The 21,492-nt window shown below is 65.1% G+C and carries 8 protein-coding genes and 3 pseudogenes; 4 read left to right on the top strand and 7 right to left on the bottom strand.

The window, feature by feature from the left end; all coding sequences use genetic code 11:
* Window positions 1-56: 56 nt before the first annotated feature.
* From AWC07_RS08475 to AWC07_RS08445, 5 genes and pseudogenes are all read right to left on the bottom strand, one after another.
* Window positions 57-5,282 (bottom strand): annotated as a pseudogene (locus tag AWC07_RS08475) (SDR family NAD(P)-dependent oxidoreductase); the annotation flags it as partial.
* On the bottom strand, window positions 5,275-5,613 hold the full coding sequence (locus AWC07_RS08470; protein ID WP_036414605.1) for an SCP2 sterol-binding domain-containing protein: 339 nt from the start codon (window positions 5,611-5,613) through the stop codon (window positions 5,275-5,277). The gene AWC07_RS08470 and the pseudogene AWC07_RS08475, both read right to left, overlap by 8 nt.
* Window positions 5,610-6,776 (bottom strand): Rieske 2Fe-2S domain-containing protein, encoded by a 1,167-nt coding sequence (locus AWC07_RS08465; protein WP_051508043.1) that lies wholly within the window; start codon window positions 6,774-6,776, stop codon window positions 5,610-5,612. Before AWC07_RS08465 ends, AWC07_RS08470 begins: the two co-directional genes overlap by 4 nt.
* Window positions 6,773-11,629 (bottom strand): non-ribosomal peptide synthetase, encoded by a 4,857-nt coding sequence (locus tag AWC07_RS28560; protein WP_051508042.1) that lies wholly within the window; start codon window positions 11,627-11,629, stop codon window positions 6,773-6,775. Before AWC07_RS28560 ends, AWC07_RS08465 begins: the two co-directional genes overlap by 4 nt.
* Window positions 11,630-11,647: 18 nt before the next feature.
* Window positions 11,648-14,325, bottom strand: a pseudogene (locus AWC07_RS08445) (type I polyketide synthase); the annotation flags it as partial.
* 877 nt (window positions 14,326-15,202) lie between these two features.
* Between AWC07_RS08445 and AWC07_RS08440 the strand changes: the two are divergent.
* The 4 genes and pseudogenes from AWC07_RS08440 (at window position 15,203) to AWC07_RS08430 (ending at window position 17,693) form a co-directional block, all read left to right on the top strand.
* Window positions 15,203-15,496: a hypothetical protein gene (locus AWC07_RS08440; RefSeq protein WP_036414602.1), complete on the top strand. Its 294-nt coding sequence runs from the start codon at window positions 15,203-15,205 to the stop codon at window positions 15,494-15,496.
* A 108-nt stretch (window positions 15,497-15,604) separates the two neighbouring features.
* Window positions 15,605-15,941 (top strand): annotated as a pseudogene (locus AWC07_RS29730) (hypothetical protein); the annotation flags it as partial.
* 158 nt (window positions 15,942-16,099) lie between these two features.
* Complete coding sequence (locus tag AWC07_RS29725; protein WP_425271232.1) at window positions 16,100-16,732, top strand: Tox-REase-5 domain-containing protein; 633 nt, start codon at window positions 16,100-16,102, stop codon at window positions 16,730-16,732.
* A 16-nt stretch (window positions 16,733-16,748) separates the two neighbouring features.
* Complete coding sequence (locus AWC07_RS08430; RefSeq protein ID WP_341865244.1) at window positions 16,749-17,693, top strand: Imm52 family immunity protein; 945 nt, start codon at window positions 16,749-16,751, stop codon at window positions 17,691-17,693.
* A 287-nt stretch (window positions 17,694-17,980) separates the two neighbouring features.
* On the opposite strand, the gene AWC07_RS08425 is transcribed toward AWC07_RS08430, so the two are convergent.
* On the bottom strand, window positions 17,981-20,125 hold the full coding sequence (locus AWC07_RS08425; RefSeq protein ID WP_036414596.1) for a 3-hydroxyacyl-CoA dehydrogenase NAD-binding domain-containing protein: 2,145 nt from the start codon (window positions 20,123-20,125) through the stop codon (window positions 17,981-17,983).
* Between the two features lie 5 nt (window positions 20,126-20,130).
* Complete coding sequence (locus AWC07_RS08420) at window positions 20,131-21,342, bottom strand: acetyl-CoA C-acetyltransferase (protein WP_036414594.1); 1,212 nt, start codon at window positions 21,340-21,342, stop codon at window positions 20,131-20,133.
* Window positions 21,343-21,492 lie beyond the last annotated feature (150 nt).

Raw genomic sequence — 21,492 nt, 5'->3', positions numbered from 1 at the left:
ACCCACCAACCCAAAAAACCACCACTGACCAGCACAAACAACGCTGATCAGGCATCAAGGGCGGAAACTCCCGCTAGATCGCAGTCGCCGGTGTGCAGCGCCTGGCACGCCTGATGGATGGCCACCAGCGAGGAGCTACAGGCCGTATCGAGGGATATTGCCGGGCCTTCCAGGCCGAGCGCGAACGCAACCCGGCCCGCGATAACGCTGGTGGCGTTCCCGGTGCCGAACTGAGCTTCGATGTTCTCGAAAGCGCTGGTGGACAACACATGCGCATACTCGTTGGCCCCTACCCCCACATACACCCCGGTCTTGCTGCCGCGCAGCTCCGCAGGCGAATACCCGGCCCGTTCCAGCCCTTCCCACGCGGCTTCGAGCATCAGCCGTTGCTGCGGGTCGATCCGCATCGCCTCGCGCGGGGAAATGCCGAAGAATTCCGCGTCGAATCCCGCGATCTCGTCGAGGAGCCCGCCGCAGCGGGTGTACATCTTGCCCGCCGCATCGGGATCCGGGTCGTAGTATTCGTTGATATCGAACCGGTCGCCCGAGATCTCCCGGATCATGTCCGCGCCGGCGGCAAGCACGTCCCAGAATGCCTCGGGGTCACCCGCACCCGGGAAGCGGCATGCCATACCGACGATCGCGATCGGCTCGTCTATCTCCACCATCGTCACCGGATTCGGCATAGCCCCGGTATCGGCGGATACCTGCGCGCTCAGGCCGAGCACGTCGGCGAGCAAATACTCAGCGGCGTCGGTCAGCCGCGGATGGTCCATTGCGAGGGTCACCGGCAGTTGTCTGCCCACCGCCCGCTCAAGCCGGCGGTGTAGCTCGACAGCCATCAGCGAGTCCATGCCGAGGTCGTAAAACCCTTTGTCGTAGCGTATCTCCGACGCAGCGATCCGCGTCACCTCCGCAACGCTGTTGCGTAGGTACTCCAGGACGAGCGCCTTGCGTTGCCGCACGGGTGCGGCCTTAAGCTCGTCGATCAACGGTGTGGTCCCGGAGGACGTCGATGGCCGAGCGGTTTCGGGTATTCCACGTTCGATTTGCGCCAGCATGGGCCGCTTACGTTGCAGCTGTAGGAACGGCAGGAAGCGTGGCCAGTCGATCCGGGCCAGCATGCCGTGCGGTACTGACGCGGCGATGAGCTCGGCCACCCCCTCCAGCGCCTCGGCAGCCGACATAGTCCGGACCCCAAGCACCTCCAATGTCTCTCGGGATCCCCGGTCACCCATTCCTTCCGACCAGAGGCCGAAGTTGACGCAGGTGGCGGGCACCCCGCGGGCGCGCAACCACCAGGCCAACCCGTCGAGGAACGCGTTTGCCGTCGCGTAGACGATCTGGCCCCTGCTCCCCCACACCGCCGCGAGCGATGAGGTGAGAAGGACGAAGTCCAACTGCATGTCTGCCGCGGCTTGGCTCAAATGCCATCCACCCCAGACCTTTCCCGCGAACGCACGGTCTACGTCGGCCTCATTCATCGTGGACAGCGAGGCGGACGCCCACTCACCCGCGGCGTGCACGATGCCCGCCAACGGGGGCATGCCGGCATCAACGGTGGACAAGACACGCGCAACGTCGTCGGGCTCCGCAACGTTCGCCGCGAGCACCCGAACCTGGCAGCCGTACTCTTCGCGCACCCCGTCGATGCGCTGCCGCGCGGCAGCATTCGGCGCCCGACGCCCGATCAGGGCGAAGTGCCGCGCGCCGCGGGCGGCCAGGTACTCCATGATGTTCAGGCCAACCGAACCCAGTCCTCCGGTCAGCAGATAGGTTGCCCCACCGCGTACTTCGAGCTGCCCGCTGTCCCGCTCTCCTCGCCGAAACAGCCGAGCGCAATAGACGGCGTCTTCCCGGACCGCGATCTGGTCTTCGCCCGCCGGCCCCGCCACCAGCTGCCATATCAAACCCAGCCACTCGTCGGCGTCTCCCCTGGAGAGGTCGGCCAGCCCACCCCAAAGTTCGGGCAGCTCAAAGGACACGGTGCGGCCGAAGCCCCACAGGCACGACTGCGCGGGCGATACCACATCCTGCGCCGTAACACGTTGTGCGCCAACGGTTACCATCCAGATAGGCGCCTTGAGTCCCGCGGCGACTGCGGCCCGCATGATCCGCTGTGCGCTCCACAGGGTTCGCTGCTGTATCCGCTCGAGCGATCGCGTCGACATTGCGGCGTCGCTTTCGAGGGCCGCGAGGTGCAGTATGCGTAAGGCGGGTTCCTGCGCGTCGGTGGTACGCAGGATGGCCTCGAGCTCTTCTTCGTCGGTGCCGGACAGCGGTGGCCGCAATATCCGGTACCGGATACCATGCGCCGTCAGCACATCGACCAGCGGTGCAACGATGCCGTTGTCGTCGGCGATCAGCAGCCAGGTGAATTCCTTGCCGGCGCCGAGATCCGAGGCCACGCGGGCGGTTTTCTCCCACCGTATCTCGTAGCGGCAATCCGCGATCGCCTGCCCGATACGTTCCTGATTGTGTCGAGCGGCGAGGTTCTTCAGTACCGCGACGGCGTTGCCGCCGGGATCACCGACGAGCGCGGCAAGTTCGGAGAACCGGCCCCCCTCGAGGAGCCGCACTGTCTCGCTGCGCACGGCTTCGGTGGGGCCGGCTCGGGCATTGCTTTTCTCGTACCAGTAATCGCGGTGCTGGAACGGGTACGTGGGCAGGTCGATCTTGCGGCCGCTGCCCTGCTCGTATTTCGTGTGGCCGGGACGGTGGCCGGCGACGAATAGCGCGGCGACGGCCTCGCTGATCTGGCGGTGATCGGTGCCGCCGTTGCGGCGCACAGAGGCAATGGCTTGGGGTCTGGTCTCAGGGTCGGGCCAGGCGCGCAGGGCGGCGGCGGTCAGCACCGGTTGCGGGCCGACCTCGAGTAACAGCGCGCAGCCCAGTTCGGACAGCGTGCGCACACTCGTGGCGAAGTCGACGGGCTGGCGGGCGTGGCGGCGCCAGTACTGGCCGTCCAGGCACACGTTCCTGCCCACGGCCGCGCCGGTGCGGTTACACACCAATGTCCGCTGCGGCGAACCGAACTCGAAACGGCTCAGCAACGCCTCGAACTCATCGAGGACGGGATCGAGCAGTACGGAATGAAAGGCATGGCTGGTGTCCAGCCAGTCACACCGGACATCCTCGGCCACAAATCCGGCGACGGCGCGCTGTAGATCCTCGACCGGTCCGGACAGCACCGTATTGGCACCGTTATAGGCTGCCACTGACACCCGCGGGAACTCGTCGGTGCAGCTTTCGACCCGTTCGGCGGCGGCCCGCACGGCGACCATCCGGCCGCCGGCGGGCAGGCTGCCGAACAGCCGGCCGCGCTCAGCCATCAACAACGCTCCGTCTTCAAGACTGAACACATTTGCGACACAGGCCGCCGAATATTGACCGACGCTGTGGCCCAGCACCACATCCGGTTCGAGGCCCCACGACTGCCAGAGTCGGGCCAGTCCGAGTTCCACCGCGAAGAGAGCCGGTTGGGCATACGAGGTGTTTCGCAAGATGTCCTGATCGGTACCGAAAATTACGTCGAGCATCGGCTTTTCGAGAACTTCAGCGACGACGTTCGCACACCGGGTCAGCGTTTCGGCGAAGACGGGTTCGGCGTCGAATAGGCCCTTGGCCATGCCGGCATATTGGCTGCCCTGGCCCGGAAACAGCCACGCTGTCTTCGGCGGGTCACCGCATCCCCCTCGTATCAGACCTGGCGCCGGGCGGTCGTCGGCGAGCGCACCGAGTAACTCACTCGCCGATGCCACCGAATTGACCACCAATGCGGCACGCTGCTCGAAATGGGATCGCCCCGACCCGGCGGTCAGGCACACGTCCGCCAGCGCGGCTTCGGGATGTGCGGCTAACCAAGCTCGGTAGCGCTGAGCCACCTGCATCAACGCGCCCGGCGTGCGCGCCGACAGGGGCAATACGCTGAAGCGCCCGGCTATTGGTGTCGCTGTATCCCGTTTCGCGGGCGGCGGTGCTTCCTCGACGACGACGTGCGCGTTGGTCCCGGTGAACCCGAACGAACTGATGCCCGCGACACGCGGCCGGTCGGTGCGCGCCCATGGGACAGCCTCCGCGACAACCCGCACCGGAAGCCGTTCCCAGGGAATGTGCGGCGACGGGTTCGCGAAATTCAGGTGCTTCGGTAGTTCCTGATGTTCGAGCGACAGGATGACCTTGATCAAGCCGGCGATCCCGGCTCCTGCTTCCAGGTGCCCGATATTCGTCTTGACCGACCCGATCAACAACGGCCGCGTGGGGTCGCGGCCAGCGCCGAAGGCAGCACCAGCGGCTTGGATTTCGATCGGATCGCCCAGCGATGTCCCGGTCCCGTGCGCCTCCAGGTAATCGACGTCAGCGGGTGCGACACCCGCGCGCCGTAGCGCGTCGGCAATGACCCGCTGCTGGGCGATGCCGTTGGGCACCGTCAAGCCACCGGAGGCGCCGTCCTGATTCACCGCGCTGCCCCGTATCACGGCGCGGATCTGATCTCCGTCGCGGATGGCGTCGTCCAGCCGCTTTACCACGACGACACCGCAACCCTCCCCGCGCACATACCCATCCGCGGCCGCGTCGAAAGTCTTGCACCGACCATCCGGCGAAAGCATCCGCGCCCGTGAGAAATTGATCATCGTTGCCGGGCTGATCAGTAGGTTCACGCCGCCGGCTAGCGCGAGGTCGCATTCGGAGAATCGCAGTGCCTGGCACGCCTGGTGGACGGCCACCAGAGACGAGCTGCACGCGGTGTCGACCGAGACGGCGGGACCCACCAACCCCAATCGGTAGCTGATCCGTCCCGCCGCCGCGGCGGGCGACGTACCAATCGCGAGATAGGCTTCGATTTCTTCGAAGGTCATGGCGTTTGTCAGCAGAGTCAGGTAGTCCTGCGTGGAAATGCCCATGAACACGCCGGTCATGCTGCCCGCCAGGCCCATCGGCGCGATGCCGGAATGCTCTACCGCCCGCCATGCCGTCTCCAGCAGCAGGCGATGCTGCGGATCCATGAATATGGCCTCACGCGTCGATATCCCAAAGAAGGGTGCGTCGAAACCCTTGATGTCCTCGATAAGCCCGGCGCGGCGCGTTACGAATCTGCCCGGCGCGTCCGGATCGGGGTCATAGTACTCATCGAGATCCCACCGATCACGGGGTATTTCCGAAACCGTTTCCCGTCCTTGCCGCAGGACATTCCAGAATTCGCCGGCATCGACCGCTCCCGGAAATCGCAAAGCGTAGCCGACGATCGCGAATCCCCCACCCGCCGCCTGGTTGTCAGTCATGTCCGCCGCCCATGACCTTGTTGAGCTTTCGCATTCTCATGGCAAGCCGCCAATCACCGCTGATGCTCAGCCTCCCCTTGAAGAAGAGCGAGCGTGGGCCGGCGCGCCCCTCCACCACATCGATGAAATCGCTTGCCGTCATGCTGATCGTGCATTGCGCCTTGCCATCACCGTCGGTCACCCGGGGGTCATCGGTGAAGTCGACGATGAATGTTCGTCCACCCTCGCCATCCAACGCGAATTTGTAGATGCCACCGAACTTGCGTGCCTGCTCGGGATCCTCCGCAATCATCTTCGCTGCCCGCCGCATCAGATCATCGATGGTGGTCATTGGATAGGCCTTTCTGAAGCTTCGGGGTTTCGGCCATCGAGTCGCGCGAGGGCGGCCGCGTCGGGCGTGGGGAACTTGGTGAGCGGGCGATCGGCCTCGACCGCCGCGAGTTCACGGGCATAGAGTTTGCGCAGCAACACGATTGCCGCGTCCGAGCTGCCGAGCTGATTCAGCGACCGATCCGGCAGCACGCCCTGGCCGAGCAGTACGATGCCGTCCTCGATCAGCACCTGATCCGGCCGGTCTTCGATATCGTCGAAGCGTTGCGTGCCGCTGAGCACCGCGCGCACGATTTCGTCGACGGGCCGCAGCTCGCCCAGATACTTGCGGGCGTCACGCACGCCCGCGGCCACCCGGGCTCCGACATCCGGAGGCAGCTGCGCGGCGATGAAAAGGAAGAACATCATGTGGCTTTCGTCGTCCACCGGTACGTTCCACAAGAAGCTCTTGAACCCGCGCAGCACCCCGGCTCCCGAGTTGAAATAGAGGGTGTTCGGCATCAGTAGCGCCAAGCGCCTGACGAACCCGTTCGTGAATCGACTCGTCTGAGTAAGCCCGAATTCGGCTGGCTCGGCGGTGATTTCGGGGAACTCACCGGCCATGCCGTCGTCCTGATAAATGCCGGTCTTGTGTACCCAGTACTGGTGGACGTCGTCGACGGTGTTCTCAAGATCGTGGAAATAGTTCCACTTCCTCAGTTCGATGACGTGAAATCGGCCGTATGGTTCCAGTTCGGGCCAACGTGGTAGCTCGGGAACGGGCGCCTCACCGAGGTACACCCAGATGAAGCCGAAGTATTCCTCGACGGGGTAGCTCGCGATCCGGACCTTGTCCGCAAAGCTCTTCGGCTCGGCCGGCTGATCCACGCATTGCCCAGTCTCGTCGTATTGCCAGCCGTGGTAGCGGCACCGCACGCAATCGCCCTGCACGATCCCGATCGACAGCAGCACGCCGCGATGGGCACAGCGGCCGGCGACGATGTGCGCGGCACCGTCTTCGCCGCGGTAGAGGGTGAGCTCCTCGTGCAGCACCTTCAGTGGCACCGCGCGGCCAGCGTCGAGCTCCTCGGCGGCGTACACGGGTTGCCAGCGTTGTCGCAGCAGGTAGCCGGCCGGCCGGCCCGGCCCGGTGTGTTCGAAGTCCGCATCCGTGATGCTGCTCACCTGCTTCTCCTCAACTCAGACGCAATTGCCATTCGCCTGGTATTCGACGGGGATAGCACCGCGACGAAGCTGGTGACGATTCGTTCGATTGACCGTGATTCGAAGAGCGCACCGTCATAGGTCACCGTTCCGCTGATCCCGCCGCCCTGGGTGCTCATCGCGACTGTCAGCTCGCGCCGCACGGAAAGCCGTTGCGGCGGAACGTGGCTGAAAGCGAATCCACCCACGGAGAATTCTGCCGGCACCGGCTCGTCCATCAGGAACGCCACCTCACCGATTCCGCGGGCGATCTCCCCGTGCTGGGCCGTGAGCGCCGCAATGACGTAGTGCCATGGGGCATCCTGATTCGACAAGGCGCCCAGCACTTTTGCCTTCACTTCGCGGATCACCGCCGGCAGCTCCGGGTCGGCGTCGAGGTCGACACGCAGAGGCACCGTATTCATGAACGGTCCGATGATCAGCTGCGTGGCTGGATCGCTGCGCCGGGTCACCGGAGCGCCGATCACCAACGCGCGCCGGTCCGCGTAACGGCCGAGGGCCACCGCGAATGCCGCTAGCAGCACCATGTACAGCGACGCCTGCTCGCGAATCGCAAGCGTCCGTGCCGCCTCCGCGATCTCCGGCGAGAACTCGAATGCATACCGCCGGCCTTGCCGAGCCCGGCGGTCGCAACGAGGGTAGTCGGTGGGTAGGCCGGGGGGCAGCTCGCCGAGGGCAAACTGCTCGCGGAAGTAGTCGACCCGTCGTGCCAGCGCTGCACCGGTCAGCCACTGCCGCTCCCAATACGCATAGTCGGCGTACTGCAACTCGCGGCCGGGTAAGGAAACTCCGGAAACCTTGTCGGTGCCCAGCCTATTCGCGATCGCCGCGCCGATTTCGCCCAACAGCACTCGCATCGAATGTCCGTCGACCAGTATGCGATGCGCGCGCAGTCGCAGGATGTGGTTGTCGTCGGCAACCCGGAGCACCTCGGCGCGCAGTGGCGGGCGGATGTCCAGATCGCGCCATTCCCCGTTATGTTCCGCGGTCGTGGTCGGCTGGGCGTCGACAACCGGTACGTCGGGAACGTGCGCATCCAGAATCACCTGTGCCAACGTGGTGGCGGTGGGCCGGAATACGGTGCGCAACAGGTCATGTCGCTGCACGACGTCTTGCACGGCGCGTACCAGCAGCGCGGCCTCGAGTGGTCCGATGATGCGGATCGACACATCGATCCAGTGCGCGGCGGCGCCGGGGTCGTCGCGTTCGGCTTGCCAGATCTGTTCCTGGGCGTAGGAGGCAGGCACCGTACCGCCGCGAGGTGCCGGCCGCAGCTCCGGCGCCTCTCCCGCACTGGTGCCGGACTCCTCGATTCGACGGGCCAGTTCGGCCAGTGTCTGGTGTTCGAATAGCACCTCCAGCGGCAGGTGGACCCCGAGCAGTTGATGGATCCGGGAACGCAACTGGGCAGCCAGTAGCGAATGACCGCCGAGCGCGAAGAAATTGTCGCCGGCCCCGATCTGCTCGACCGGCAAGATGCTGCGCCAGATGCTCGCGAGCGACTCTTCGAGACCGGCGCGCGGCGGGATGTATTCGACCTCGGGGTCGCGGCGGATCGTGACCTCCGGCAGCGCCGCGCGGTCGAGCTTGCCGTTGGGCGTCAGCGGCAGCCGCTCTAGCAGGACGAATGCCGCGGGGACCATGTGCTCGGGCAGTCGGCGCCGCGTGTGGTCGCGCAACTCGCCCACCGAGACCGGTCCCGAAACGTGCTCCGACTCAGCAACGACATAAGCGACAAGCACGCCGGGCTCACCGTCGATGTTCTGCACGATCGTGACGGCGTCACGAACGCCGGGATGGTCGAGCAGCGCTTGGTCGATCTCGCCGGGTTCCACCCGCAGGCCGCGGATCTTGACTTGACCGTCGGTGCGGTTGCGGAACTCGATCGTGCCGTCCCAACCGAGCCGCACCACGTCGCCACTGGCGTACAAGCGTTCACCGGGATCCCACGGTGCGGGCAGGAACTTGCGCGCGGTCAGCGCCGGGTCGCCCACATACTCTCGCGCCAATGCTGTACCGGCGATGAACAATTGGCCGGAGACCCCCGGTGGAACCAGCCGCATTCGTTGGTCAAGGACGTACATGCCAACGTTGCCGCGGGGACGCCCGATCGGCACGATGCTCTGGTCTGAGCCGCGCACCTGCCCGACGCGGTACAGGCTGACGATGCCGGTGGTCTCGGTCTGGCCATACATGTTGATCCATGTGATATTGCCGCCGATCCGATCGCGCCACGCCCGCACGATGCCGGCCCGCAGCGGCTCACTCGCGGTGAGCAACAACCTCAATCGGCTCGGCAAGGGTACGGCCGGCTGCGTTTCGCGGATGCAGCGGACCATGCCGGCGACCATTGTGGGGACGAGATCGGCGACGGTGACTTGGGATTCGTCGATGCGGCGCAGCAGCGCGGCCGGGTCGTGACGTTCCTCGTTCGTCACGATCACCACCTGCGCCCCGATGGCAAGCGGAGCCATCAGCTGGCGAATCGATGAGGAGAACGAGATGGACGCGGTTTCCAGGTAGACATCGTCGGCGGCGAGAGCCAGGTCGCGGCCGAGGGTCTGGACGTACTCGACGACGCCGCGGTGGGTGACTGCCACCCCTTTCGGCCGGCCCGTCGAACCGGACGTGTACATCACATAAGCGAGATCGTCCGGCGCAACGGCAGACGGCAGTCGCTCAGCGGATTCCTGCTGAACGGACGGACTCTCGATCTCGTTCTCGTCAAGCAGCAGCTGCACTCCCGCGTCGTCGAGCATGATCCGGGCGCGGTCCTTCGGATACGACGGATCGACCGGCACGTATACGCCGCCCGCCTTGAGGATTGCGAGCATGCCGACGGCCATTCCGACGGCCCGGCGAGGACTGAAACCCACCACGGTGCCAGCTTTCACGCCAAGACTCCGTAGCCGCCAAGCCAACCTGTTGGCCGCGGCGTCGAGCTCGCGGTAGGTCAGTGAGTGGCCATCCGCTGTCACCGCCACGGCATCCGGGACGTGATCGGCGGTCATCTCGAAGAGCTCCTGAATCGAGCCGGCCGGTGTCTGTGGTGTCTGAAGCCGTGACCGTTCCGTCCGGTAGTGCGCGCGCTCGGATTCGGTCAGCATGGGAAGTCCGGATAATCGCCGGCCGAGGTCGGACACCATCGCGTCAAGGACCTCGCGGAGGTGAGCGATGAGTAGCTCGATGCGGGTGGCGTCGAACAACTCGGTGGCGTACTCCACATGCCCGGTGATCGCGTCGTCGTCGACGAAGGTGAAGGTGAGATCGCGTTTTGCCGTGTGCGTTTCGATCTCGGCGACCTCGAAGCCGAGGCCGCTGCGCTCGGTTGCGCGGGCCGCGGGCTGTAGGACGAATTGCACCCCGAACAGCGGATTGCGGCTGGCGTCTCGGTCTGGAGCGGTCGCGTTGACGATCAGATCGAACGGGAGGCCTTGGTGCGCCAGGACGTCGACCAAACATTGCCGGACTCGAGTGAGTAACTCGGTGACGCCGGGATCGCCGTCGAGACGGATCCGGACCGGGAGCGCGTTGACGAACAGCCCAATCAGGTCTTCGGTCTCCAGCCTCGCCCGGTTGCCGCTCAGGGTGCCGATCACGATGTCGTCCTGACCCGAAAACTGGTGCAGCACCACACTCAATGCCGCGAGGAGCGGCACGGAGGTAGTGACGTTCCGCGCGCGGCACAGCTCGCGCAGTGCGGCGGTGAGCTCCCGCCCGAGGTCGAAATGCATCCGCGCACCCCGAAAGGTTCCGAATGTGGGTCGAGGACGATCGGTGTCGAGCTCCAGCGGCGGCGCGCCAGCGAGATAGTCCTTCCAGAACCCGACTAGTGCGTCGAAGCGCTCGCCGCGCAACCGCTCTCGTTCCCACTGTGCGTAATCCCGATACTGGATCGGCAATTCGCCGAGCGGGCTGGGTTCGCCGCGTTCGAGCGCTTGATAGATTCGAGCCAGATCACGCAGCAGCACCCGGAACGACCAGCCGTCGCTGATGATGTGATGCATCGTCAGCACCAACACGTGCCGCCCGTCGCCGAGTCCGAACAACCGGGCCCGCAGTAACGGGCCGACGCCGATGTCGAACGGAATCGCCGCTTCCGCGGCCGCGGCCGCGGTGATCTCCGCCTCGGTACTCATCTGCTCGAACCGCAGCCCAACCGGCTGGGGCGCGCCGACCACCGCCTGTGGGACACCGCGGGCGCTCCGGAATGTTGTATGGAGCACCTCATGGTGGGCTATCACTGCGTCCAGACTGCGTCGCAGCACGTCGCGATTCACCGGCCCGGGGATGTTCACTCGGGCCGCCACGTTGTACGCACTCGATGACGGCAACAGCTGGTTCAGGAACCACAACTGTTCCTCCGCGTGCGACAGCGGAAGTTCGCCGTCCCGGGGCACCCGGCTGATGGCGATCTGTTCCGGATCCGCGGATCGGTGCTCCCACATCGCCAGCAGCGCTCGGGCCAGCGCGGCCGGTGTCGGGTGGGCGAAGAACAACGACGCGGGAATGTCGGTGCCCAGCATCGCCTGCAGTCGACGGTACAAGTCCATGGCGGTCAGCGAATCCATGCCCAGCGCAACGAATTCTGAGTTCGCTTCAATGTCGGTGTCGGACGTGTGTAGGACTTCCGCGAGCGCGGTGCGGACGAGTTCGGCGATGTGGTCCAGGCGCTGATCCGGTGCCAGGGCGCTGAGGCCGCTCAGCTGGTCGCCGGTCGGAAAATCCTGCGGCTCAGGCCCATCGGTTGACCCAGCCACGCCGGCGCGAGCCTGCCCCGACCATGACGCCCCGGCCCGGGCCCGTTCTGCCATATCGGGGGCGGTGAAGGCCGAGAACCAGTAGGTCCGGTGCTGAAACGGGTAGGTGGGCAGGTCGAGGGGCCGGTGCGGCCAAGACCGCTGTCCCGCGAAGTTCAGCTGGTGCCCGGCGGTGTAGGCCGCGGCCAGCGCCTCGGCCAGGCAGCGCCGGTCGTCGGCGTCGCGCCGCAGTGTCGCGATGGCCCGCGGGGTAGCGACGGTGTCAGGCCAGACGCGGAGAGCCGCCGCGGTGAGGATCGGTTGCGGGCTTACTGTAGCTCCATCAGCACCGTGCAACCGATCTGGGCGAGCGTGCCCACGCTGTCAGCGAATCGGACCGGCTGCCGAGCGTGGCGTCGCCAGTACTGCGCATCCAGGCGGGCCTGCCGGCCCAGCCCCTCGCCGGTACGGTTGCAGACGAGCACCAGCCGCGGTGACGAGTATTCGAAATTGTCTGCAAATCTTTCGAACTCGTCGAGCGCCGGGTCGATCAGCGCGGAATGGAACGCGTGGCTGGTGTCCAACCACTCACAACGGACTGCCGCCTCCAGAGAAGAGGGGGCCGAGGCCACCGACGCGCACCAGGTGACTACCTGTTGCAGTTCATCGGCGGGTCCGGACAGCACGGTGCTGGCGCCGTTGTAGGCGGCCACCGACAAGCCGGGGAACCCGGCGGCGTATTCCTCGACCCGGTCCGCATCGGCGAAGACCGCGAGCATGCGTCCACCGGCGGGCAATTGGCCGAAGAGGCGCCCGCGCTCGGCGATCAACCGGGCACCGTCATCGATGCCGAGTACTCCGGCGACACACGCCGCCGCGTACTGGCCCACACTGTGTCCTAGCACCGCATCCGGCTCGATCCCCCATGACTGCCACAATCGCGCTAGCCCCATCGCCACCGCGAACAGCGCGGGCTGGGCAAAGGCCGTGTCGTTCAACGCCTTTTCGCTACCCGGTCTGGCGTCAAAGAGCACATCGAGCAGCGGCCGCGTCAGCACCCGGTCGAGGACGCCGGCGCATCGGGCAACGGTCTCGCGGAAGACCGGTTCGGTGTCGAACAACGCCTTGGCCATGCCCGGGAACTGGCAGCCCTGTCCACCGAACAGCCATGCGGTCTTTGGCCGGTCGCCGCAGACGCCGCGCACCAGACCGGGTGCGGGACGGTCCTCGCGAAGTGCCCGCAGCAGCCGTCTGGCGCGGCCGCGCGAATCCACCACCAGCGCCGCGCGGTGCTCGAAGTGCGAGCGCGCGGACCCGGCCGTGCCGCAGACGTCGGCGAGCGCGGCGTCGGGATGGGCCTCCAGCCAGTCCCGGTATCGAGACGCTAGTTGCGCCAAGGATTCCGGTGTACGTGCCGACAGTGGCAGTATCCAATGGCCGCCCCCTGCCGGAATTGCGGCCGCGCTGTCGGTGACGGGCGGTTCCTCGAGGATCACATGCGCGTTGGTTCCCGAGAATCCGAATGCGCTCACGCCCGCAACCCGCGGCCGTGCAGTGCGCGCCCACGGCGTCGCCCGATCCAGAACTCGAACCGGTAGCCTGTCCCACGGGATGTGCGGCGAAGGACGCGAAAAGTGTAGGTGCTGGGGCAGCACTTCGTGTTCAAGCGCGAGCGCAACCTTGATCACCCCGGCGATGCCGGCGGCCGCCTCCAGATGTCCGATGTTGGTCTTTACCGAGCCGATCAGCAACGGCCGGTTGTGATCTCGACCATCACCGAATACCGCACCGACAGCGCGTACCTCGATGGGGTCGCCCAGGGAGGTCCCGGTGCCGTGCGCCTCCAGGTAATCGACCTCGCCGGGGGCGACTCCGGCACGGCGCAGCGCCTCGGTGATAACCCGCTGTTGCGCAACACCGTTCGGCACCGTCAAGCCGCCCGACGCACCATCGGAGTTCACGGCGCTGCCCCGGATGATCGCACGGATCCGATCGCCATCGCGCATCGCATCGTCGATGCGTTTGAGCACCACGACCCCGCAGCCTTCGCCACGCACATACCCGTCCGCGGCCGCATCGAATGTCTTGCATCGCCCGTCCGGAGCCAGCATTCGGGCCCGCGAGAAGTTGACCATGGGGATCGGGGTGAGGATCACGTTGACTCCGCCGACCAGCGCCAGGTCGCAATCCCCGGCGTTGAGCGCTTGGCAGGCCTGGTGTATCGCGACCAATGACGAACTGCACGCGGTGTCCACCACTAAGGCCGGTCCCTGCAAGCCCAGCCGGTAACTGATTCTTCCCGCGCCGGCCGCGCCGGAGATACCTGTGCCGGAATAGAAGTCGATGTCCTCCAAGCTGCACAGCCGAATGAGCATGCCCCCGAATTCGTGGGTGGACAGTCCCATGAACACGCCGGTTTGCGTCCCCGCCAACGCCGACGGCGCGATCCCGGCATGCTCCACCGCCGACCAGGTTGTCTCGAGCATCAGCCGATGCTGCGGATCCATGAATTCGGCTTCCCGCGTCGACACGCCGAAGAACGATGCATCGAAGCCCGCGACATCGTCGATGAAGCCCGCCCGGCGGGCCACCATTTTTCCGGGGGCATCGGGATCGGGATCAAAGAACTCGTCGGCATCCCACCGGTCGGCTGGCACTTCCGACACCGCGTCCCGGCCGTCGCGGAGGAGCCTCCAGAACTCGTCAACGTCGGCCGCACCCGGGAAGCGCACCGCGTAACCCAACAACGCATAGCCGGCCGGTGGCCTCACGTCGAACCGCCCAGGTGCGGCAGGAAGACGGGAGACGAACGGTCGCCTACCGCGTGGTCGACGCCATCGGGTGTCCGCAGTCGACGCAGTCGATCGAGGCTTAACGAATCGGCGCGCAGCATCGCAAGGCCCCGCGCTGGCATTCGTGGATCGAACGCCGCCACATTCTGCACGCTACCGTGGTTTGCTAGTGAGCGGTCAGAATTAACCTATGAGCCTTTGCTGGCAGTAGGCGAACCGAGCGCGACGCCCGGCGCTGACTTGACATAGCGGCGATTGCTCGCCGACGATCTGCTCGTGGCAGGTGATGCCGCCGGTGTAGTGGACGACTTGCCGCGAGACGTCCAGCGCTCCATGACCTTATCGACCTTGATGCTCCACACGGTCGGTTTGGCCATGTACGGGAACGACGCCATCACATTGCTGGGCGAGTTGGCGCGGCATGAATTTACTACGCCGGGAAATTGGTGGGCGCGCTTGGCTCTGCGTCAACTCCCGGGAATTGACGACCGGCGGTCGTCACCCTGCCCGAATGGGAGTTTGGTCATACCCAGCGTGTCGACCCGCCACCCGAACATTGGGCGGTCGCACGAGTCGACTCGGCCTCGGCGTTGACGGCGCGAAGTCACGCTACAGCCAGGCATACCTCGCGTCGTGCTCCCAGTCGGGACACACGTTGCAGGAAGGGCGGCAGGACGAAGATTGCTGGGCGGTGGACACGACTGTAGACCAGCGGTGGGGAGCCACGGTGAAAGTCTGCCGAGTAGGCGTGGCGACGCTGCCGGAGCAGAGCTGCGCGCCTCTTAAACAACCTATGACCTGGTGAAGGCGGGAACCGCCCTGCGGGAGCCGTTGACAGCCATTACACTTCCTCAGGATGGAGCCGGGTCTGCTGCGGGTCGATGTCCAACAGCTGCACGGCACGGCCATTCAGTGGACGCAGCGGGGCGCTGAACTTGCCGCCCGGACACCACCCTCACCAGGTGAGCCGTTTCAGCCCACCACGGCGGCGGTGGGCGGTGCCCACGGAGCGGTTGATCTGGCCGCTGCGGCATTGACCGCCCGCACCCAAGCGACGGCGAGCGCGGTGCAGGCCGGTGCTGCGGGGTATGTCAGCAACGAAGCGACCGCGGCAGCCGAGATGGCGGCCGTGGAAGCCAGATTGGTGTAGAGGGTGGCGACCCTTTCCCAGGTCCGGGCGTGGAGCACCGAGCATTTGATCGAGGCGGCCACCTACTGGACTGCGACCGCCGATCAGTGGGAAGACGTGTTTTTGCAGATGCGCAACCAATCCCACACCCTGGTGTGGGACGGTGCTGGCGGTGATGCGCTGCGGGAGCGAACCGGTGCCGACTTCGCGATCGTGAGCGCCAAAGCCGACCAATTACGCCAGGCCAGCAGGATCGCCCGTGACGGCGCGGGAACCATCGGCGCCGCCCAGCGCCGGGTCCTCTATGCTGTCGAGGACGCCCAGAACGCGGGTTTTGCTGTCGGAGAAGACTTCTCGGTTACCGATACCCGAACCAGCCGCACTCCTGCCGAACAAGCGGCTCGTCAGGCCCAAGCCCAAACGTTTGCCGCCGACATCGGCCACCGCGTCACCCAACTGCTCGGGGTCGAACATGACGTGGCCGCCAAAATCAGCGCCGCGACAGCCGGACTGACCCCCACCTTTCCCGACACACCCCACGGCCGCAAACCCCATATCCAGGCCGTCGACAACCACACCTTCAAAGACAGCCCACAGCAACCGCAGCCCGATGATCCGACGCGGATGACAACTGAACAGGCGCGGGCAGCCTATGACCAACTCAAAGGGGAGATCCGCGAGCATAACTCGTGGCGGCCTCCACTCAACGATGTGGGCGCAGTCAACGCCTACGATCGAGAAGCTGAGGCGCTTAACACCAGAAAGGCCGCCCTCGAGGCGAAATTGGGCATCTCAGAGACCGCGCCGGCGCAGCTATCGCGGCTGGTGCCCGACTGGGCACATCCATGGCAACCGCCGCCACACCCACCCACACCCGTCCCGCATGGCCCCGGCACCTGGCAACCCATCACCGAATCGATGTCTGACCGCGCCGCCCAATACCAAATGCAGATCACCGGCCACCCCATCACCGAGGGATACATCATCGACGGTGTGAAATTCGATGGATTCACAAACGGCACGCTAATTGAGGTTAAAAGCTACTACTCGCAGTTCATCGAAAACGGACAGTGGAAGCCGTTCTTTACCGGACAACAGAGTCTCATCGACCAAGCAGTGAATCAAGTACGCGCTGCGCACGGAGCTCCGATAGAATGGGTATTCGCGGAACCCGAAACTAAGGCTGTAGTCGAGAAGATGTTTAGTCGTATTCCTGAACTGAACGGTATGATTAGATATGCGGTCATACCGCCGTAAATATAAGGATGGTTAAATGCCGAAATCATACGTAAGTACGGGGTGGGGACCTCGCGTCGAGTCGGTGGATGAGTCCGCTGACCAAGTGGCGCGATTCTTGTCAGAGTTGGCTGCGCTCGACCCAGCCTTGTCGGGCTGGCGCGACCTTGGCCGGTCCAAACGGGAGGCAATCGCCAAACCCATGGTCACCACCAACCACGCCGACTTGGTACAGCGACTACTGGACGGGCGGCACCGCACCGACATCGGCCGACAAATCATGGAAGACATGGGCTACTCGGTCTACTGGTGGAACGGCGCCGAGGACAACCAGGCGGCGGCTAACTTGAATATCCATATCGCTGCTAGTGCACTGGGAAACCATGTGGTGCTCGATCTTCCCGAATCCAACGCGGTCCCGAGCCTCTACACGCGGGACATCGCGCAAAAAATTCTGCATATTTTCGTGGATATTTTCGAGCCCGATTCAGCGCTTTGGTCTAACGACGAACTTCTCGCTAAGCAAAAAGAGCCAGACCGCCCCACCGAAGACGGCCGCGGATACGTTAGCGGTCAATTGATTGGCCAGCCAGCCGGGTGGGCTATTTATCTTAACGATTCGAATCCGGTGAAATTCGATACCGGGCTGTTACCAAGCGGCGCAACAGTGGAACTCCTCGGTAATGGAATGCTCGTCACACTTGGCAGCGATCCGGCCAATCCGCCGATTTCCGATGTCCTTCAGGTGCGCAGGGCGATGGGTTACCCGGTGCCTACCCGGCAAGCAGAACCGTCTGAAGACGCGGGCTCTGCCTCGGCTGGCCCGACAACAACCGCTGTCGCGCCGGGAGGCTTTGTGAAACCTGCGGGGGGGCAAAGCGATCCTGGACGCGACACCCAAACACGCGGTGTTCGCTACCCGGCAAACAGCGCGGACACGCAGAGCCGCGATGCCCAACAAGGCACCCCGCACAACAAATGATTCTTCGTTAAGAGTTCACGACCGAAACTCATGTCGTGGGGTCAGGATGGGTCGTTGGTTTCCCTCCGAGGGTACACAGACCATGCACACCGTGGCTCCCGCCCGGCCCGCCTGACGGCGATCGGTGGAACCATGAAACGGCACAACCCTCCGAACACGAAAGCGGTACGTCCCGGCGGACTACCTGGGTGCGCGGCACTGAACAGACACAAAATCGCCCATTTGCCAGGCAAAAGGGCGATTTTGTTGGGGGTACCTGCCGCTTGCGGGGGACTGCTCGGCGGTGCCTAGGTGAGCGAGTCCGGCGGCAGGAAACGGTCGCCGTACTTGGCGGCCAACTCCTTGGCCCGGGCCACAAAGGCTTCCTTGCCGATACCGGCCGGCCCCTGGTAGCCGACGATGAACTGCGCGCTACCACCGGTCCACGGCGGGTAGCCGATACCCATGATCGACCCGATGTTGGCGTCAGCCGTCGAGGTCAACACGCTCTCGTCGAGGCACTTCTGGGTCTCCAGCGCCTCGGCGAACAGCATCCGGTCGATCATGTCCTGCAGCGGCGGGTTCGACGAGCCGGACTTGAACGTCTCCCGCAGGCCCGGCCACAAGCCGGACCGCTTACCGTCGGCGTACTCGTAGAAGCCCGCCCCCTTGAGCCGGCCGGATCGCCCGAGTTCGATCATTTTCTCAACGACCGCTTCGGCCGGGTGCGGCTCATACGTGCCACCAGCATCCTCGACACCCTTACGAGTAGCTACCGCAATCTTGTGCATCAGCTCCAGGTTCAGCTCGTCGGACAGCTGCAGTGGCGGGGCCGGGTAGCCGGCCTGTGAGCCGGCCTGCTCGATGCTGGACGGCTCCACGCCCTCGCCCAGCATCGCCAGCGCCTCGTTGACGAAGGTGCCGATGACTCGTGAGGTGAAGAAGCCGCGACTGTCGTTAACGACAATCGGGGTTTTGCCGATAGCCAGCGTGTAGTCGAACACCCGGGCCAGGGTCTCCTCAGAAGTCTTCTCGCCCTTGATAATTTCGACCAGCGGCATCTTGTCGACGGGTGAGAAGAAGTGGATTCCGATGAAGTCTTCCTGCCGCTTGACGCCGGTCGCCAGACCGGTGATCGGCAGCGTCGAGGTGTTAGACCCCAGCACAGCGTTCGGCTCGACGATGTCCTCGATCTCCTGGAACACCTTGTGTTTGAGTTCCTGGTTCTCGAAGACGGCTTCGATGACGAAGTCCACACCGGCAAAGTCGGACGCGTCGCCCGTCGGGGTGATGCGCGCCAGCAGAGCGTCGCTGCGCTCCTGCGTGGTGCGGCCCCGTTCCAACGCCTTGGCTTCCAGTTTCTCGGAGTAGCCTTTGCCCTTTTGCGCCGCCTCTAGGCTGACATCTTTGATGACCACGTCGAAGCCGGCCTTGGCCGAAACGTAGGCGATGCCGGCGCCCATCATGCCCGCACCCAGCACACCGATCTTCTTGATCGGGGTCTTGCCGATACCGTCGGGTCGCGACTTACCGGCATTGATGGCCTGCAGGTCGAAGAAGAACGCCTGGATCATGTTCTTGGCGACCTGGCCGGTGACCAACGAGGCGAAGTACCGGCTCTCGATGCGGCTGGCCGTGTCGAAGTCGACCTGGGCACCTTCCACCGCGGCGGCCAGGATGGCCTTGGGTGCTGGCATCGGCGCACCCTTGAGCTGCTTGCGCAGCAACGCGGGGAATGATGGCAGGATCGACGCCAACCCGGGGGACGACGGGGTGCCGCCGGGCATCTTGTAGCCCTTCTTGTCCCACGGCTGCTCATGGCTGTCGGGGTTGGCCTTGATCCAAGCCTTGGCGGCGGGCACCAATTCCTCGACGGTGGGCAGCAATTCGTCGACCAGTCCGATTTCCTTGGCCTTGGCCGGCTTGAACCGGGTGCCTTGGGACAGGATGTTGACGAACGCGTTCTGGATCCCGAACATCCGCACCGTGCGCGTCACGCCGCCGCCGCCGGGCAGCAGGCCCAGCGTCACCTCGGGCAAGCCGAGCTGGCTGCCCTTGACGTCCGCCGCGATGCGGTGGTGGCAGGCCAGCGCGATCTCGAGTCCGCCGCCAAGCGCGGCGCCGTTGATCGCGGCGACCACGGGCTTGCCCAGCGTCTCCAGGGTGCGCAGTTGTTTCTTGACCGTCTCGACAGTGTCGAACGATTGTCCGGCGTCCTCGGGCCCGGCCTTGATCATGGACGTGAGATCACCGCCGGCGAAAAAAGTCTTCTTCGCGCTGGTGATCACCACGCCAGTGATCGAATCCTTTTCGGCGACAAGGCGATCCACGGCCTTGCCCATCGACTCGATGTAGGCCTCGTTCATCACGTTGGCCGACCCCGACGGGTCGTCCATGGTCAGCGTGACAATGCCGTCGGCGTCCTTGTCCCACTGGATTGTATTGTCGGGCATGACTTTTAAACCCTCTCGATAACCGTCGCGACGCCCATGCCGCCGCCGATACATAGCGTGACGAGCGCCCGTCGGGCATTGCGGCGCTCCAATTCGTCGACCATAGTGCCCAGGATCATCGCGCCGGTAGCGCCCAGCGGGTGGCCCATCGCGATGGCGCCGCCGTTGACGTTGAGCTTCTCGTCGGGGATGTTCAGATCCTTCTGGAATTTCAGCACCACCGCGGCAAACGCCTCATTGAGCTCGAATAGGTCGATGTCGTCGACGGTCAGCCCGGCCCGGTCAAGCACCTTGAGGGTGGCCGGGGTGGGGCCAGTCAGCATGATCACCGGGTCGGCGCCGCTGGTGGCGGTGGCCACGATGCGGGCCCGCGGGGTCAAATTGGCGGCCTCCCCCGCCTTTTCTGAGCCGATCATCACCAGGGCGGCACCGTCAACGATCCCGGAGCTGTTCCCGCCGGTGTGGACGTGGTTGATCTTCTCCACCCAGTGGTACTTCTGCAGCGCGACGTCGTCGAAGCCGCCCATCGCCGCCAGGCCCTCGAAGGCGGGCTTCAGCTTGGCCAGACCTTCCATGGTGGTGTCGGGCCGCATGTGCTCGTCGTGGTCGAGAATCAGCAGGCCGTTCTGGTCGCGGACCGGAACCACCGACTTGGCGAAGTAGCCGCCCGACCATGCGGCGGCGGCCTTCTCCTGGCTGCGCAACGCGTAGCGGTCGACGTCTTCGCGGGAGAAGCCCTCGATGGTGGCGATCAGGTCGGCGCCGATGCCCTGCGGAACGAACATGACGTCGTAGTTGGTCTCCGGGTCGAGGCCCATGGCGCCACCGTCGGAACCCATCGGCACCCGGCTCATGGACTCGACGCCGCCGGCCAGCACCAGGTCGTCCCACCCGGAGCGCACCTTCTGCGCGGCGGTGTTGACGGCCTCGAGGCCCGAAGCGCAGAACCGGTTGAGCTGCACACCGCCGGAGGTGACCGGCATGCCCGACGCCAGCACCGCGGCCCGGGCAATGTCACCACCCTGGTCACCGACGGGTGAGACGCAGCCCAGGATGACGTCGCTGATCAGGTTCTCGTCCAGGTCGGGGTTGCGCTTGCGCAGCTCCTCGATCAGGCCGACGACCAGGCTCAAGGGCTTGACCTCGTGCAACGATCCGTTCTTCTGCTTGCCACGCGGGGTGCGGATGGCCTCGTAGATAAAGGCTTCTTCGGGCATGTCGATTTCCTGTTCGGGGGAAAGGGGGGCTAGATCCGTCTTCAAGACTAGGTCCAGTAGGGGAACACTAACAGGGTCCTCGGCCAACCTGTTGGTTGGCCAAGAGTTTGCAGGTCGGCGCAGTTGTGGAAATTGTGCACCGCAGATGTC

It is taken from the genome of Mycobacterium gastri, from assembly GCF_002102175.1.
Classification (GTDB): Bacteria; Actinomycetota; Actinomycetes; order Mycobacteriales; family Mycobacteriaceae; genus Mycobacterium; species Mycobacterium gastri.
The sequence above is the reverse complement of the archived record's forward strand: the minus strand, read 5'-3'. Positions and strand labels throughout refer to the sequence as shown.